The following is a 16,391-nucleotide window of genomic DNA, read 5'->3' as shown; positions in this document are numbered from 1 at the left end:
CCGGTCAGAACCAGTCCGGCCGCATGTCGAGCGTGGTCCGGTCCCGGCTCTCCAACAGGTCGAACTGCGGACCGGTACGAGGCAGCTCGACCGCGAAAAAGTAGCGGGCGGCCTGGCGCTTGCCGGCGTGGAACGCGTCGCCGGTCCCCTCCGGCGGCAGCGCCAGCACCTGCTCCAGCCACATCCACGCGATCACCACGTGCCCGACGGCCTCCAGGTACGCGCTGGCGTTGGCCAGCGCGAGCACCGGGTCACCGTCGGCCCACAGCCGACGGGTCACCGCCGTCACCCGGGCTGCCGCGTCGGCCAGCCGGTCCGCCAGACCGGCCGCCTCGCCACCGGTCTGCCGGGCCCGCTCGACGGTGTCCCCGATCGTCGCGGTCAGCAGGGCAAGGCCGGCGCCGCCCTGCATGGTCATCTTGCGGCCCAGCAGATCCAGAGCCTGGATGCCGTGGGTGCCCTCGTGGATCGGGTTGAGGCGGTTGTCCCGGTAGTGCTGTTCCACGTCGTGATCGCGGGTGTAGCCGGCACCCCCGAGCACCTGGATCGCCAGGTCGTTCGCGGCGAGGCACCACTGCGACGGCCAGCTCTTGGTGATCGGGGTGAGCACGTCCAGCAGCAGGTGCGCGCGCTCGCGGTCCGCCTCGACCGGCGCGGTCCCCTGCTCGTCGAGCAGCCGCGCGCAGTAGAGCACCAGCGCCAGCGCCCCCTCCACGTAACTCTTCTGCGCCAGCAGCATCCGTCGTACGTCGGGGTGGTCGATGATCGGCACCTGCGCCGCCGCCGGGTCCTTCGCGCCGACCGGCCGGCCCTGCGGCCGCTGCCTGGCGTACGCCAGGCTCTTGAGATAGCCGGTGTAACCGAGCGCGGTGGCACCCGCCCCGACCCCGATCCGGGCCTCGTTCATCATGTGGAACATGTGCGCCAGCCCGTGGTGTGGCTCGCCGACGAGGTGACCGACGGCACCGGGGCGGCCGCCCGGGGTGTGCCCGCCGTCGCCGAAGTTGAGCAGGGTGTTGGTGGTGCCCCGGAACCCCATCTTGTGGTTCAGCCCGGCCAGAACCACGTCGTTGCGGTCGCCGAGCGACCCGTCCGCGCCGACCAGCACCTTCGGTACGACGAACAGCGAGATGCCCTTCACCCCGGGCGGGCCGCCGGGAATCCGCGCCAGGACCAGGTGCACGATATTCTCGGACAGTTCGTGATCGCCACCGGAGATCCACATCTTGGTGCCGAAGAGCCGGTAGGAGCCGTCCTCCTGGGGCTCGGCACGGGTGGTGATGTCGGCCAGTGAGCTGCCGGCGTGCGGCTCGGACAGGCACATCGTGCCGAAGAAGCGGCCGTCCAGCATGGGCCGGACATAGGTGTCCACCTGCTCGGCACTGCCGTGCGCCAGCAGCAGGTTGGCGTTGCCCAGGGTGAGCATCGGGTACGCCGAGGTGGCCACGTTGGCCGCCTGGAACCAGGTGAAGCAGGCCGCCGCGACGGCGTGCGGCAGTTGCAGGCCGCCGACCGAGGCGTCCAGGCCGGCGGTGAGCAGGCCCGTCTCGGCGAAGCTGTCCAGCGCGGCGCGGACCTGCGGGATGAGCCGCACCCGCTGCCCGTCGAAGGTGGGCTCGGCGAGGTCGGCGGCGCGGTTGTGCGGGGCGAACTGCTCGGTGGCGACCCGCTCGGCGAGGTCCAGGGCGTCGTCGAAGGTCTCCCGGGAGTGCTCGGCGTAGCGGGGACGCTCGACGAGTTCAGACACCCGGAGCCAGTCGTGCAGCAGGAAGTCGAGGTCGCGGCGGGAGAGCAGGGTGGACGGCACGGCACTCCTCAGCGGGCACGGGGGTGGGACGGGCCGGGACGACTGCCCACGATCGCCCCGGCCCCATCCTGGCGGATCCACAGGGCCCGCACCACCGGCGCGGGCGGTGCGGGGCGAGCGGAAATTGTCACACCGGACGGCTAGCGTCGCTGCCCGTGACCGAACCCGGAGACGTCCCGCCCGAGGTCCTCGACCGGCTGCGGCCGATCTGCCTCGGGCTGCCGGAGACCTACGAGGAGCCCGCCTGGGTGGGCACCCGCTGGCGGATCCGCAAGCGGACCTTCGCCCACGTCCTCACCGTCGACCCCGACCGCCAGGTGGCCCACGCCCGGGCCGCCGAGGTCGACGAGCCGGCCTGTCTGCTGACCTTCCGGTCGCCACTCGACGAGATCGCCGGGCTCCTCGGTGGCGGGCACCCCTTCTACAAGCCAGAGTGGGGGCCGACCGTGATGGGCATGGTCCTGGACGGGGACACCGACTGGGACGAGGTGGCCGAGTTGCTCACCGAGAGCTACTGCATGCTGGCCCCGAAGCGGCTCGCCGCCCTGGTCGGCCCGCCGGCACCGCCGACCGACTGAACGCGGTGCCGGGAGGCGCCCGACTCGTCGTGGTCGACCCGCACGGCGACCGGGTGGTCCGGGTCTACCACCTCGACGAGGCGGTGCACCCCACCAGCTATGTGGACGACGTCCGTTTCAACGGCGCCCTCGCCTACCTCAGCGACGCGGGATCACCCGGCCTCATCGTGCTCGACCTCGAATCGGGTCGGCTCCGGCGGGTGCTCAGCGGTCACCCGAGCACGGTGGGTGGGCCGATGGTCGCCGACGAGCGGGCGCTGCGTGACCCGGACGGTGCCGAGGTACGCCTGCACGTCGACCAACTGGAGGTGTCGCCCGACGGCCGCTGGCTCTACTTCCAACCGGCCTCCGTTGGGATGTCCCGGGTCGACACCCGCTGGGTGGACGACCCGTCGGTGTCGGCCGACGAGCTGGCCCGGCGGGTCGAGCGGTGGTGTGATACTCCCAGCACCGGTGGTACGGCGATCGACGTCAACGGCACGATCTATCTCAGCGACGTGGCGCACCGGCGTGTCCTCGCCATCGCACCGGATCGCAGCGTGCGTACGCTCGTCACCGACGTCCGGCTGGTCTGGGTGGACGCGATGTGGCTCGACGCCGACGCCCGGCTCTGGATGCCCGCAGCCCAACTGCACCTGACCGCCGGGCTCAACGGCGGGCACCGGGCGGTCGACTACCCGGTGCACATCTACCGGATGTCGGTCGAGGCTGGGCCGTCCCCACTGGACCACTCCTGAGCGCCCAGGTCTGCTGCTGTCAGGGTCATGGGGCGCGCGGCCCCAACGCGTATGCGCGCCAGGAAGGTGGAGTTTGCCGCGCACGGCGCGGCGGGCTCTTCCCGCCGACTTGTGCTATGCCCGGGTGGGGCGTGTTTCGGTCTCGGCGCACAGCACGGGCGCGAACGACGCCGAGTGATCGTGCCCGCAGGCGCAGGTCTGTTGTGTCTCGGCGATGAACAACTGCGGCGAGACGCCAGTGAGCCGGACGCACTCGCGTGTGAGGTGAGGCTGGTCCGCGTAGCCGGCGCGGAGGGCGAGCAGCCCGAGCCCGTCGTCCGGCGCCGCGAGGCCCTCAGCGATTGCCTGCTGGACGAGCGCGAGGAAGCCCTGAAAGCGCAGTATCCGGTGCAGCGACTTCGGCGCGAGCCCGATCGCCGTCCGGCAGCGGCGCCGCAGCTGCGTCTCGGAGATGTGCAGAGACGCCCTCAGCGACGTCACGTCAACCGTGCGCCACGGCATGAGGCCGCGCACCGCCTCGGACACGAGCGAGTCTGCGGGTTGGCCGGCGCTGGCGCGCTCCTGCACGTAGAGCTGCACGGCGGCGAGCGCTTCCTGGAGCGAGGCCGCCGTGCCGACCACGTCGCCGAGTGCGGCGGCCGAGCGGCCCCACAGCTGTTCGGCGTCCAGTGTGAGTCCGACGACCTCCGACGTGGGCTGTCCCGCGACCATGGGGAAGGCGCCTGGCACGAAGCGCACGCCGACAATCGTGGTGCCCGGCTGAAGTACCTCGACCAGCGGCTCGGTAAGCGGGCCGATCACCTGCGGGGCCGCTCCAACCCTGCATACGAGTTCGACAGCGCCGCTGGGGATGCGCCGGTGGACGTACGGCGCGGCGTCGCGCCCGACCTGCTGCACCCAGACCGACGAGACGATCTCGCGCAACGCCGGAGTGGGCGAGCGCTCGACGTAGCTCTGCCCGCCCGCGGCGGGGGCGGAGAACGGGTCGCCGGTCACGTGACCAGTATGTCGCGCGCGGGTTGGTCGGCCGCGAGAAGGACGCCCGGTTTGTTCAAGAGCGCGGAGCGAGTCCGGCCGTACGGTTTGGCCATGTTCGACTTCATGACCTTCTGTTTGACGGGGCCGCCGACACCCGACCGCCGACCGGGCCCCGCTCAACCGCCCCAAGATCGACGCCACGGTCCGGCCCGTGCGAGCGCACGGTGAACGCGACCATCCAAGGCCAGCTCTGGAGCAGCGATCCGCAGGGCTGGGCGCAGACCGCGGAGGGCCGCATCCGGCCGCTGTACGAGCGTGTGCTCGAACGCCTTCACCTTCGCCCCGGCACGCGGCTCCTCGACGTTGGCTGCGGCTCGGGCCTGTTCGCGGAGCTGGCCGCCCAGCGCGGCGCTGACGTCGTCGGGCTGGACGCGGCCCCGGGACTTGTCGAGTACGCACGCCGCCTGCGCCCGGCGGCCCGCTACGTCGTCGACGACATGGAGCACATACCGTTCAGCGACAGCGGCTTCGACATCGTCACCGCGTTCAACTCCGTGCTCTACGCCGCCGACCCCCGCCACGCGCTCGCCGAGATCACGCGCGTGACCGCCCCCGCAGGCTGTGCCGTCGTAACCGTAGGCGTCGGTCCCGAACAGGCCGAAAGCGCAGCACTGATCAATACACTGGCTCCGCACGACGAAGTGCCCGACCGCAGCACCCTCGACCTCGCCGACGCGGACGCGGCTCGCAGCGCCCTGCTCGACGCCGGGTTCGCATCCGTCACGGCGACCGACATCGCGTTCGACATGGAATTCAACGACCAGAACGAGGCGATCGCCGCCCAGATGCCGGCCGGCCCAGTCACCGTGGCGGTCCGCCACTCCGGCCGCGCGGCCGTCGAAGCGGCGCTGGGGTCCTTCTTCGCGCCGCGATCACGGGCCGACGGGACCATACGCTTGGGCCTCGTCTTCCGCTGCTATCTCGCGCAGCGGGCGCGATGACCCGCGGGTTCGGCGTGGGCGGTCCGGCCCTGCCGAATGACTACCCCACGAAGGACGACCAACCAACGAGAAGGAAACCACGATCATGAAGCTGACGACCACCACGCAGGTGTCTGTCGACGGCGTGATGCAGGCAAACGGCGGGCGGCATCCGATCCTCGACCCTGGAATTGAGCGCGGCGGATGGGCCCGGCCGCTTTTCGACAACGAGGCCATGACGTTCGTTGACCAGACCTACCAGCGCGCTGACGCGTTCCTGTTCGGTCGGCGGACCTACGAACTGTTCGCCGGCTACTGGGGCGTGAGGGAAGACCTGGAAAACCCCATTGTCCGTGCCTTGAACACCAAGCCCAAATACGTCGCATCGACCACGCTCACCGACCCGCAATGGGCGAACACGACCGCCCTCTCCGGTGACCCCGCGGCGGCCATCCGCGAGCTGAAAGCCAAGCCGGCGGGTGAGCTGCAGGTGCACGGCAGCGCCATCCTGACCCGGTGGCTGCTCGAAAACGACCTCGTCGACGAGATGAACCTGCTCATCGTCCCGGTGGTCGTCGGCCAAGGCATGCGCATGTTCCCCGACACAGGCCCAGACATCGCACTGGACCTGGTCGACTCGCGAGTCTTCCCGAAGGGCATAACGCTCCAGGTCTACCGACCCACGGGGCGCCCGCAGTACGCCACCACCTGAAACACGACGAGGGGTGCCGCAGTCCGTCAGAGCTAACTATTCGTGGGCCCGGCTGCTGCATCGACCGCTGGCGCCCGGTAGCAGAACGCGCATGTCGCTGGAGGGTGATGTCATCACCCTCCAGCCCCTGACCGACACGCGCGCCAAAGACCAGAACAGGTCGATGATGTACGTGGCATGGAGCCCCACTGCTGGATGGCCGCCTCGTTGGTGCACTCGGTCAGGAAGTGCCGCCTCCGATCATGCTCGCGTCGATGCCGGCGGTCGACCGCGTGGCTGGCTCCGGCCTGCAGAATCAGTCTCGTCTGGGGTCCGCTGTGCCGGCAGGAAAGGCTTGAGCCGGAAGGAGCCGGCGACCTTCTGCTGGTAGATCTCCCGAGTGGCCGCGTCCCAGGGGAGCACCAGCGTCCGCTGGGACCCCGACGGGCGGGTACCTGCCCGAGGCGCAGCCAGTTGTAGACAGCATCGGCGGGGCAGGGGTTCCGGTGGATACGGTGCGCTCCGACGGGCGATGATCGCAGTGTGTCCGTTCCCGCGCGCCAGATCCGTGCCTGTTACTCGGAAGACACGATCACCGTGTACCAGGCCTACCCGCCGGAGATCGCGCTGCCGGCGGTGGCCGCCGGTCGCTTCGTGGCGCCCTTCAAGCGTGAACGGATGACCTGGATCAAGCCGTCGTTCCTGTGGATGATGTACCGCTGCGGTTGGGCCACCAAGCCCGGGCAGGAGCGCGTGCTGTCCATCGACATCCTGCGAGAGGGCTTCGAGTGGGCCCTGGCGCGAGCCTGTCTGAGTCAATACGACCAGGGCCTGCACGGTGACCGGGCGGCGTGGTCGCGGCAGCTCAAGGCCAGCCCGGTACGGGTGCAGTGGGATCCGGAACGGACACTGCACCTGAACGCGTTGCCCTACCGGTCGTTGCAGGTCGGGCTGTCCGGCGAAGCTGTCGCCCGGTACGTCGACGACTGGACGGTCAGCGTCACGGACATCACTGCCACCGTCCACCGCGTACGGGAACTGGTGCGGGCCCAGGACGTGCAAGCGGCCGCGGACCACCTGCCGGCCGAACGAAGCTATCCGCTGCCGAGGCAGATCGCGGCCCACCTCGACGCCACCGGGTGAGCGCGCGGTCGCTCGGGTGCCACGCGCCGCACCGAGCACCCTACTGACCTTCTCGATATCCTGACCGGCATGCATCGAAGCCGCGTGTACGCCCTGCTGATCGACGCCCCCGCGGCGGAGGCCACCCGGGCGGCGGAGTTCTGGTCGGCCGCGCTCGGCGTCAGCACCCGGTCCCATCCGGCGGAGCCGCAGTTCGTTGGTCTGCACGAGGCGCTGCCGGGGCTGGTCACCGCGGTTCAGGCGGTCGACGACGCGCCGCGCTTCCACCTCGACATCGAGACCGACGACGTGCCGGCCGAGACCGCGCGGTTGATCGGTCTGGGCGCCACCGAGGTGTCGCGGTGGCTTGAGTGTCGGATCCTGCGGGCACCCGGTGGTCACCTGCTCTGCGTGTTGCCGGTGGAAAGCCCGCCGGAGCTCTTCGCCGCCGAGGCCCGCACCTGGTCCTGACGCGTCGGGGTTGTCGGAGGGTGCCGCTAGGGTCCCGCCCATGGCTGAATTCGTACTGGTGGCGGGGGCGTGGCTGGGATCGTCGGCATGGGACGAGGTGGTGGCGCCCCTTCGGGCGGCCGGCCACGGCACCCACGCGTTGACCCTCTCCGGTCTCGCTGACAAGCGGGGCGTGCCCGCTGGACAGCAGACCCACGTGCAGGACATCGTCGACGAGATCGAGCGCCGCGACCTGCGCGACGTGGTGCTGGTCGGGCACAGCTATTCCGGCATTCCGGTGGGCCAGGCCGCCGAGCGCATCGGCGATCGGTTGGCCAGGGTGGTCTTCGTGGACGCGGAGGTGCCGGTCGACGGCGGGTCGTTCGCGTCGGGTTGGTGGCAGGGCCAGGCGGTTTTCGAGGCGCTGATCGCCGACAACGGCGGCTACTGGCCGCCGCTGGGTGCGGCCGACTTCGACGGTCAGGGGCTCACCGACGAGCAGGTCGCCCGGCTGATCGAGGGCAGCACGCCGCACCCGGGGGCCACGCTGACCGAGCCGGCCGTGCTGACCCGGCCGTTGGCTGAGCTTCCGGCGACGTACGTCAAGTGTCTGCTCGACGGGCCTGAGCCCAACGACACAGTGGCCAAGCTGCTGACCAGCGACCACTGGCGACTGGTCACCATGAACACCGGCCACTGGCCGATGTTCTCCCAGCCCACCGAGCTGGCCCGGCTCCTGGCGGCGGAGGCCAGCTGAGCTGAGCCGGGCAGTGGCGGCGAGGGCGCGCGGTCGGCCCGATGGGCGTGATGCCTCAGGGGCATAGATGACTCTGCGGTATCACGCTCATCAGGGTGAGCGCGCGCCACGGCGACCCGCTCCAGCGTCAGGCCGTCTGGTCGTCCAGGGTTCTGATGTGGCGCACCGGCGACGCGACCAGCCAGAGCACGGCGAGCACGCCACCCAGGCCGGCGATGGCCAGGGTGGGTCGCAGGCCGATGGTGGTGCCCAGCACGCCACCGACCAGCGCGCCGACCGGTCGGATGCCGTAGTTGACGGCGCTGTAGGCCCCGGCCCGGCGTGCCAGAGCGTCGTCGGGTGTCACGGCGATGAGCAGGGCGTTCAGGTTGACGTCCATCAGCATCACCCCGACGCTGGAGACCAGCTCGATGGCCGCCAGCATGGCCACCTTCGTCCAGGTGGGGCCGGTCACCAGCGCGGTCAGCGCCAGCGGTGCGGGAAAGAGCACCGCGCCGATCATGGCGGTACGCCCCAACCCGATGGCGCGCGAGATCCGTGGGGCGAGTGCCGCGCCCACGAGCCCGCCGAGTGCCCCGAAACCGAGGGCGACACCGATCGCGCCGGCCGACAGGCCGAGGTCCCGGCTGGCGTAGAGCACCAGCAGTGCGCCGGCGATGAAGGTGAAGAAGTTGACAGTGCTGGTGCAGCCGAGGGCGGCCCGCAGCACCGGGTGCCGCAGCACCAGCACGAGCCCTTCGCGGACCAGGCCGAGAGTGGACGTCTGACGCGGCGGCGGAGGCGTCTCGGTGACCGGGATGCGGCGCAGCAGCAGCGCGGAGCCGAGGAACGACACCGCGTCGACGAGGATCGCGCCCGGCGCGCTGAGCGCCTGGACCAGCCCACCGCCGACGGCGGGGCCGGCGATGGAGGACAGCGACCGGCTCATGCTCAGCTTGCTGTTCGCGTCCACGTACGCCGATCGTGGCACCAGGGCGACGAAGAAGGCCTGCCGCGCCATGGCGAACAGCACCGCTCCGAGGCCGGTGAGCAGTGCCACCAGGTAGAGCTGGGTGAGGGTGATCGCGTCGAACAGGTAGGCCACCGGCAGGCTGAGCAGCACCGCGGCGCGGACCAGGTCGGCGATGATCAGGAGCCGCCGCTTGTGGGTGCGCTGGTCCACCCACGCACCGAGGAACAGGCCCAGCAGGTTGGGCAGCCAGATCAGCGCGGTGAGGACGCTGACCTGCACGGGCGTCGCGGTGAGCAGGGAGACGGCGATCAGCGGGAGGGCCAGTTCGCTGACCCGGTCGCCGAACGAGGAGATCGTCTCGCCGGCCCAGAAGGTGCGGAACCGTCGGTCGCGGTGCAGGGCCGGCGGGGGCACGGCGCCGGTGGCGCTCACGGTGCCGGCGGCGGTCACGACGTGGCCGGGGCGTCGTCGCCCGGCTCGGCCGGGGCGTCGTCGCCGGGCTCGCCCGGGGAGTCGTCGTCGCCGGGCTCGGGCAGGAGGTAGCGCAGCATCCGGACGATCCGCGCGCCGTCCGGGGCCGACGTCTCCTTGCGCCGCACGTACGGAGCGATCAGCTCTTCGATCGACTCCTCCAGCTGCCGCAGCTCGTCGGCGGTGGCCACGAACCGGGTGTCGGCGATGCCGGCCAGCGCGCGCCACTCGGGGTCCAGCCGGGGCTCCTCGCTCAGCAGCCACTGCTGCGGCGCGTCGGCGCTACGGGCGAACATCTCGCCGCGCAGCTGCTGGCTGGCGGACTGCCCCTCGACACTGTCGGTCGCGGTGAAACGGAAGCCCCGGGCCGCGGCCTGCCACCAGCGTTCCCGCTTGCTGGTGGCGCCCTCCCAGTCCGTGACCAGACCGAACGTCGCGAGGTGCCGCAGGTGCCAACTGACCACCGAGGGGGTGGCCCCGACGTGCGGCGAGAGCCCGGTCGCCGTGGCCGGGCCGTGCCGCTGAAGGTGTTCGAGGATCGCCAGCCGCACCGGGTGGGCCAGCGCCCGCAGCGCCTGCGGCTCGGTGATCTCGAAATCCCCGTACGGATTCTTGAGAGACATGTTTCGAAAGTAGTCTCTCAGATCCGCCGGGGCAACCCCTGCCGCCCGAAGGGGCCGGGACGATCAGGCGATGCCCAACCGGGCCAACGGCTCGACCAGCTCCCGCTCCTCGTAGCTGAGGTGCGACAGCAGGGCGTCGGTCAGCAGGTCCACCGCCGCCCGCAGCTCGGTCAGACCGTCCGGCGACCCGACGTACGCGACCAGCGCCCGGTCGACGCCCTCCAACACGTCGTGGATGACGTGGTGCTCCTGCTCCAGCCGGTCGACGACCGGGCCGAGCCGCGGGTCACGCGCCCGCAGCCGGGGAAAGAGCGACTGGTCCTCGATCGTGTGGTGGGTGGTGACGATGCGGCAGTACGACTCGCAGTAGACGCCGAGCGTCCACCGGTTCTGCCGCATGGTCATGGTGTTGATGTGCGACCGGGCCGTGCCCGCGTCGATCTCGCCGGCCGCCACCTGTTCGATCAGGTCGTGGATCTGGGCCAGCTCGGCGCGCAGGCCGTCGTGGATCTGCACCAGGTGCGCACCGGTGGCCTGCTCGTGCGGGGTGTAGGTGCGGTCCGGGTCGGGCGTCGGCCCGGTCGGCCGGACCGACTCGTCCCAGACCTGCTGGTCGCTGCGCCGCACGCCGTCGTCGGGGGTCGGCACCACGGCGAACGCGCCGCCGGTCACGCTCGCGCGACTCGCCCGTACCGGCGCGGCGGCGACCGGCGCCGGCTCCGCAGCCAACTCCGGCTCTGCCGCCAGCTCCGGCTCCGCAGCCCGATCCGGAGTCGGCGTACGCTCCGGCGCCGCAGCCCGCTCGCGCTCGGCGGCGACCAACTCGCGGACGGCGGGGGCCACCTCGCCGGCGAACCGGCGCAGGTCGTCGGGGTCGTCGCTGGCGAGGATGAAGGTGCTGACGCCCTCCCCCAGCGCCAGCTCGGTCAGCTCCCGCGCCCACTGCTCGGCCGGCCCGTTCAGTTGACCGCGCCCGACGGCCGAGAACTCGCCGGAGATGTTGAGCAGCCGGCGCACGTCCCCAGGTGCCCGGCCGGCCTGCTGCGCGGCGTCGTCGATGATCGCGTTGCCCTTGGACAGGTCACCGGGTTGCAGGTAGCCCAGCGAGGGCAGCCAACCGTCGGCCCGGCGACCGGTGAGCTGGAGCATCCGGGGCTTGTACGCGCCCAACCAGATCGGGACGGCGTGCGCCGGGGCCGGCCCGCGCTTGGCGCCCACCACCCGGTGGAACTCGCCGTCGACCCGCACTCCACCGCGCGTCTCTGTGTCCCAGAGCTGACGGATGACCTCGATGGCCTCCTCCAACGCGCGTACGCCCTGGCCGGGGGTCAACCGCCGGCCGCCCATCGCCTCGATGGCATCCCAGAACGCTCCGGCGCCGAGGCCGAGGCCGACCCGGCCGCCGCTGAGCAGGTCCAGGCTGGCCACGCTGCGGGCGAGCACCGCCGGCGGGCGCAGCGGCAGGTTCGTCACGTTCGCCGCCAGGTGCACGCGGTTGGTCCGGGCCGCCACGAAGCTCAGCAGCGTCCAGGTGTCGAGGAACGCCGGCTGGTACGGGTGGTCCTGGAAGGTGACCAGGTCCAGCCCGACCTGCTCGGACAGGACGGCGACGCCGACCGTGCGGTCCGGATCGTCATTGCTGGGGGTGACGAAGGATCCGAAGACCAGGTCGTGGCCGTAGTCGCTCATCTGTGAGCCTCCCGATTCGCACGACGCCTCAGGCGATGCGTCGTGACCTCAACCTTATGCCACTCAGAACATCTTCTGCCAACAAGGTCTGCGTCACTGCGCTACTGTCGGGGGATGACGGGTGCCACTCACCGGCCGGACCGGCCCGATCCGCTCGACGACGACCTGGGCTGGATGCTCGGGATCGTCTTCCGTGGCTACGTCCGGGCGACCGAGCACACACTCACCGACTTCCCCGGCGGTCCACGCGGCTACCAGTTGCTCACGGCGGCGATCAACGGGCCGTCCCGCAACCAGGGGGCGATCGCCGAGGAGCTCGGCCTCGACCGCACCGTCCTCACGTACCTGATCGACGACCTGGAACGACCCGGCTTCGTCGCCCGTCGCGCCGACCCGGCGGACCGGCGCAACCGGCTGATCGACGTCACCGACGCCGGCCGCGCCGCCTGGGAACAGCGGCGCTCGGCGCTGCGGCAGGTGGAGTCGCACCTGCTGGGGTCGCTCGCGCCAGCCGACGCGGCGACGCTACGGACGCTGCTCCAACAGGTCGCCTGCTCGGCCCAGGCGGTGGACCCGCTGCGCGACCTCTGCGAGGTGGTGGCTCAGGTGCAACCCGCCCCGGCACCGACGACGAGCCGCACCGGCGCCGCGCCCGGACGAGGCGGGAGGACCACCGCCCCCCGAGCCCGCCGCCGCGACACCGACTGACGGGCACCGACGGGGGCGGGAACGCGGCGCGGGTCCGGCCCGCACCGCCCGACCGTCGTACGTCGAGCGGCGCAGGACGGACCCGCGGTGTTACTGCCGGGCCGGGGTCAGCGCACGTGCACGAACACCGGGTTCGAGTAGAACCACAGGTCGTCCCACGGGCTCTCCAGCCCGTCGGCGAGCGGCTCGGCCTCGTCGGTGCTGGTGCCGCGCACGCGCGCGTAGGTGTCGGCCTCGACGTTGCGCAGCGTGTGCCGGATGACGTAGCTGTCACCCTTGCGGCGCCAGTCCCGCGGGCCGAACCGGGCCGCCACGGTGGTGGTGGGGTTGGTGTCGGCGTCCAGGCTGGCGCTCGGTCCGGTGATCTGGCCGACGATCAGGTCGACCCGGCGGACCTCGGGGCGGTCACCGTTCGCGTTCGGGCCGCCCAGTGGACGGAACGTGATCTCGATCTCGACGTCGGTACGGCTACGACGGCTGACCGTGATGGTCTCGCCCACGTCGGCGGTCCGGCCCTGGGACGTCGCGGTGACGTCGAGGCTGCGGATCAGGTCGCCGGTGGTGACCCAGATCCGGCCGTTGCGCAGACCGTCCATGATGTCGCCGTAGTCCTGCCGCGCGTGCACGTACGTCTTGCTGTACTCGCCCGGCCAGAAGTCGGAGCCGCCGCGAGTCCAGTGCACGTGCGAGTCCGAGGTCGCGGTGATCCACCAGCGCCGGCCCTCGCCGAGCAGCGAGTCCCACAGGCCGCCGACCCGGGCGGTCATCTGGTCGAAGCCGCCGTAGGTGGGGTGGTTGCCGTAACCGCCGCGCTTGCCACCGTTGAGGGGGCCGGCCTGGTGCCCGGGCGCGCCCTCGAAACCGATGTAGACGTCCGGCGCGGCGTTGTTGCCGTTGCGGAACTCGCGCGGGGTGTCCTGGCCGTAGACGCCGAGGCCGGGCGCCGAACGGGACGCGTGGTGGGCGATCACCAGCGGCTTGTGCGGCATGCCCCGGGCAACCTTGAGGAACTCCACCATCTTCGCCTCGGTGTCCCGGGCCGGGTCGGTGGGGAACGCGTCGTACTTCGCGAACCGGCTCTCCAGCTCGAAGAGCTGCTTCGCCTCGTCGTCGTGGCGCGGGATCATCAGCGTGTGGTGGTCCAGCGAGGGCGCGTCGAACTCCATGCCCCAGAACTGGAGCACCTCGGGGACCAGCTTGCGCGAACGCAGCAGGTCCGGGTACGCCTGCTCGATGTTCACCTTTGAGTGCGTCGGTCCACCGTGGTCGGTGCACATGGCCCAGGTCAGACCGAAGTTCTTCGCCATGATGGCGTTGGTGACGATCGGGTAGACCGCGTCCGCGCCCTTGTGGAAGACGATCGGGGACTTCGTGGTGTCGAACTCGCCGCTGTACTCGGAGTGGATGTGGTGGTCGCCCGCACGCCACGCCCGGTTCTTGGAGCCGCCCCGGTCGCTCTTGTCGTCGTCACCGGGCCGGCGCTCCTCGTCGGCCCAGGCCGCGCCCGCGCCGACGAGTGGGCTGGCCGCGGCCAGCGTCGCCCCGACGCCCGCGTACTTGACCAGCTTGCGCCGTGACAGCTGCGCGTGCTCGGTCTCTTCGGGTTGTCTGTCTCTCACGTGAGAGCCTCTCCTCGATCAAGCGAATGCTCTTTCGATCAAGGAGCTTCGGAGAGCGCGGTGAACACCCGTCGTACGGGGCGCGTGCCCACGATGAACACCCTTCCCCGGCCTGTTTGTGGCCGGGCCGGGGCAGCAGGGGGTGACACCTCGACCGCGCGTGGTGCCCGATCGAGGCCCCGTCGGGTCAGGGCACCTGCCGTGTGTCACCGGCCGTCCGGGCGGCCGACGGGTCGGCGGGCGCGGTGACCACCGGCGGCGCGACGTCCACGGCGGGCAACCCGGCGCGGCCGGCGACCGGAAGGATCAGCTCACTGCGGCCGAGGTCGACGCGTACGGTGGCGTCCTGGTCGTCGGTCTCGGTGAAATCCGGGTCGCTCTGGCCGAGGACCAGGCCGAGCACGTGCCCAGCGGGCAGCACCGCGTCGTACGCGTTCAGCGGCACGGTCACCGTGTACCAGCGGTCCGGCCGCAGGGGTGTGCTGAACCGCAGCGAGCGGTGGTGCGCGGCGTCGAGCCATCCCCGGGTCAGCACCGCGTGGTCGGAGACCGCGGTGATCTCCTCGGTGTCCCGGTAGCAGGCGTCGTCGACGTCGGTGGAGGCTCCCCAGCAGGACTCGGTTGCCAATGTCCGCACACCTTCCGAGCTGTCATAACGGATCCGCTCGGCGGTGCCGTAGTCAACCAGTCGGGCGGTCAGCTCGGTGGTGGGCCGGTCCACCCGCACCCGCAGCCGCACGGAGGGGCTGCCGGAGATCCGCAGCGGCGTGGTCAGGGCGCCGGAGAGGAAGACCAGTCGCCCGGCGATCGCGGTGTTCGGCTGGGCGACCAGCTCGGCCTCGGGCAGTGACGCGTCGACGTACGCCTGCTCCCGGCCCGGTCGCGCGCCGCGCCCGCCGAGGGTCCCGGTCACGCCGTCGCCGGCGCCGAGGGCGACCCGGACGTCGCGGGTGCCGGGGGCGGGCCAGTCCCGCTGCGTCGTCCAGGCGCCCGGAGCCGTCTCCAGGTCGACGCGTGGCTCGTTCATCACCCCGTTGCGCAGCCCCTGCAACCAGAAGTCGAACCAGCGGTGCAGGGCTGTCACCCACTCGGCGCGTCGAACGTCGAACGGGTCCTCGTGGCCGGCCTGGTAGAGCCAGAGCTTGCGGGGCACGCCCTGGTCGGCCAACTCCTGCCACCAGCGGGCGAACTGGTTGGTCGTGACGTTCAGGTCGTTGACGCCGTGCGCCACGAAGACACTGGCCCGGACCCGGCCGGCCGAGGGCCGGTAGTCGCGCTGCGCCCAGAACGGGTTGTAGTCACCGGTCTCCTCGGCGCTGTCCGCGCGCAGCCGGGCCAGAGCGTCCGCGCAGGCTTCGTCGGTGCGGCCACTGACGTACGAGTGCAGATAGCCGGGGTAGTCGGTGGTCCGCAGGTTTCCCTGGTAGCGCATGTAGTCATACCAGCTGGAGATGGCCGAGATCGGGACGATCGTGGCCAGCCCCTGCACGCCGGTGGCGGCGACCCCGTTGGCGACCGAACCGTCCCACGACTTGCCGATCATGCCCACCTGGCCGGTGCTCCAGGTGGCGCTCACCGGCCGCCCGTCGGCGGTGTACGCGCGGGCCCGCCCGTTGAGCCAGTCCACCACCGCCTTGGCGCTGCCCACCTCGGCCGGGCCGCCGACGTCCTCGCAGCCGGTGGAGCGGGCGGTGCCCGCCAGGTCCACGGCGGCGAAGGCGTACCCGCGTGGGACGAAGTAGTTGTCGTAGAACAGCGGCGCCTTGGCGATCACACCGGCCGCGTCGTACGTCTTCAGTTCGCTCTCGTTGCCCCGGCCACAGCAGAGGTAGTAGGGCGAGGCGTCCATGATGACCGGTACGCGGACCCCTGCGGCCGCGGCCTCTCTGGGCCGGACGAGGTCCACGGCCACTCGGTCCCGTACACCGTCACCATCGCTGTCGGCGGAGGTCTGGACCCACACGCTCTCCCGGATCGCGTCGGCGTAGGAGTAGGCGGGGACCGTCTGGTTGCCCCGGACGTGCGCGGGCAGCGGGCGGTGCCGCGCCGCCGGCTCGGCCGCGATCGGGGAAGCGGTCCCCGGAGAGGCGGTCACCGGGGCCGCCGGTAGTGCCGCGACCAGCAGGCCGACCAGGACGACGGCAACGCGGGCGCGGATGCTGGTGGGCGACGGAGCAGGCGTCATCGGTGTCCTCCCGGGGCGCGATGCGTGGATCACATTCCATCGCA

General features: G+C 71.4%; 15 protein-coding genes. 8 read left to right on the top strand and 7 right to left on the bottom strand.

The features are described from left to right. Nucleotides 1–4: 4 nt before the first annotated feature. Entirely contained in the window at nucleotides 5–1,807 is a 1,803-nt protein-coding gene (locus FBZ33_RS12135; protein WP_141909114.1) for an acyl-CoA dehydrogenase, read from the bottom strand. Nucleotides 1,808–1,962: 155 nt separating this feature from the next. Here FBZ33_RS12135 and FBZ33_RS12130 point away from each other — a divergent pair, with 155 nt between their 5' ends. Both FBZ33_RS12130 and FBZ33_RS12125 read left to right on the top strand, forming a co-directional pair. After that, the gene (locus tag FBZ33_RS12130; protein ID WP_099852717.1) at nucleotides 1,963–2,385 is read left to right on the top strand and encodes an MmcQ/YjbR family DNA-binding protein; all 423 of its coding nucleotides are present in this window, start codon (nucleotides 1,963–1,965) and stop codon (nucleotides 2,383–2,385) included. A gap of 5 nt (nucleotides 2,386–2,390) precedes the next feature. Next, a complete protein-coding gene (locus FBZ33_RS12125; RefSeq protein WP_255508824.1) occupies nucleotides 2,391–3,122 on the top strand; it encodes a major royal jelly family protein in 732 nt (243 codons plus the stop codon). A 114-nt stretch (nucleotides 3,123–3,236) separates the two neighbouring features. On the opposite strand, the gene FBZ33_RS12120 is transcribed toward FBZ33_RS12125, so the two are convergent. Further along, nucleotides 3,237–4,118 carry a helix-turn-helix domain-containing protein gene (locus FBZ33_RS12120; protein ID WP_141909113.1) on the bottom strand — a complete coding sequence of 294 codons (882 nt, stop codon included), beginning with the start codon at nucleotides 4,116–4,118 and terminating at the stop codon, nucleotides 3,237–3,239. A gap of 206 nt (nucleotides 4,119–4,324) precedes the next feature. Here FBZ33_RS12120 and FBZ33_RS12115 point away from each other — a divergent pair, with 206 nt between their 5' ends. The 5 genes from FBZ33_RS12115 to FBZ33_RS12095 all read left to right on the top strand — a co-directional run bounded on the left by FBZ33_RS12115 (nucleotide 4,325) and on the right by FBZ33_RS12095 (nucleotide 8,100). Further along, nucleotides 4,325–5,101, top strand: a complete 777-nt coding sequence (locus FBZ33_RS12115; protein ID WP_185755278.1) for a class I SAM-dependent methyltransferase — start codon at nucleotides 4,325–4,327, stop codon at nucleotides 5,099–5,101. An 85-nt stretch (nucleotides 5,102–5,186) separates the two neighbouring features. Then, nucleotides 5,187–5,792, top strand: a complete 606-nt coding sequence (locus FBZ33_RS12110; RefSeq protein ID WP_141909111.1) for a dihydrofolate reductase family protein — start codon at nucleotides 5,187–5,189, stop codon at nucleotides 5,790–5,792. A 522-nt stretch (nucleotides 5,793–6,314) separates the two neighbouring features. Further along, nucleotides 6,315–6,914: a DUF4291 domain-containing protein gene (locus tag FBZ33_RS12105; RefSeq protein WP_141909110.1), complete on the top strand. Its 600-nt coding sequence runs from the start codon at nucleotides 6,315–6,317 to the stop codon at nucleotides 6,912–6,914. 69 nt (nucleotides 6,915–6,983) lie between these two features. Next, entirely contained in the window at nucleotides 6,984–7,364 is a 381-nt protein-coding gene (locus FBZ33_RS12100) for a VOC family protein (RefSeq protein ID WP_141909109.1), read from the top strand. 40 nt (nucleotides 7,365–7,404) lie between these two features. Continuing rightward, nucleotides 7,405–8,100: an alpha/beta fold hydrolase gene (locus tag FBZ33_RS12095; RefSeq protein WP_141909108.1), complete on the top strand. Its 696-nt coding sequence runs from the start codon at nucleotides 7,405–7,407 to the stop codon at nucleotides 8,098–8,100. Between the two features lie 127 nt (nucleotides 8,101–8,227). Here FBZ33_RS12095 and FBZ33_RS12090 read toward each other — a convergent pair whose 3' ends face one another. From FBZ33_RS12090 to FBZ33_RS12080, 3 genes are all read right to left on the bottom strand, one after another. Continuing rightward, nucleotides 8,228–9,502, bottom strand: coding sequence for an MFS transporter (locus FBZ33_RS12090; protein ID WP_255508823.1), 1,275 nt, complete (start codon nucleotides 9,500–9,502; stop codon nucleotides 8,228–8,230). Continuing rightward, on the bottom strand, nucleotides 9,499–10,146 hold the full coding sequence (locus FBZ33_RS12085; RefSeq protein WP_141909107.1) for a helix-turn-helix transcriptional regulator: 648 nt from the start codon (nucleotides 10,144–10,146) through the stop codon (nucleotides 9,499–9,501). The genes FBZ33_RS12090 and FBZ33_RS12085 overlap by 4 nt, the downstream gene beginning before the upstream one ends. Nucleotides 10,147–10,209: 63 nt before the next feature. Beyond that, nucleotides 10,210–11,835, bottom strand: coding sequence for an LLM class flavin-dependent oxidoreductase (locus FBZ33_RS12080; RefSeq protein ID WP_141909106.1), 1,626 nt, complete (start codon nucleotides 11,833–11,835; stop codon nucleotides 10,210–10,212). 114 nt (nucleotides 11,836–11,949) lie between these two features. Between FBZ33_RS12080 and FBZ33_RS12075 the strand changes: the two genes are divergently transcribed. Then, complete coding sequence (locus tag FBZ33_RS12075) at nucleotides 11,950–12,543, top strand: MarR family winged helix-turn-helix transcriptional regulator (RefSeq protein ID WP_141909105.1); 594 nt, start codon at nucleotides 11,950–11,952, stop codon at nucleotides 12,541–12,543. 107 nt (nucleotides 12,544–12,650) lie between these two features. Here FBZ33_RS12075 and FBZ33_RS12070 read toward each other — a convergent pair whose 3' ends face one another. Further along, nucleotides 12,651–14,162, bottom strand: a complete 1,512-nt coding sequence (locus FBZ33_RS12070) for a phosphoesterase (protein ID WP_141909104.1) — start codon at nucleotides 14,160–14,162, stop codon at nucleotides 12,651–12,653. Between the two features lie 187 nt (nucleotides 14,163–14,349). Next, complete coding sequence (locus FBZ33_RS12065) at nucleotides 14,350–16,347, bottom strand: Xaa-Pro dipeptidyl-peptidase (protein WP_141909103.1); 1,998 nt, start codon at nucleotides 16,345–16,347, stop codon at nucleotides 14,350–14,352. Nucleotides 16,348–16,391 lie beyond the last annotated feature (44 nt).

The sequence above is a fragment of the Micromonospora sp. A202 genome (genome assembly GCF_006715105.1).
Lineage (GTDB): Bacteria > Actinomycetota > Actinomycetes > Mycobacteriales > Micromonosporaceae > Micromonospora > Micromonospora zamorensis.
Note: the sequence above shows the minus strand (reverse complement) of the source record. Positions and strands in the feature narration are given on the sequence as shown.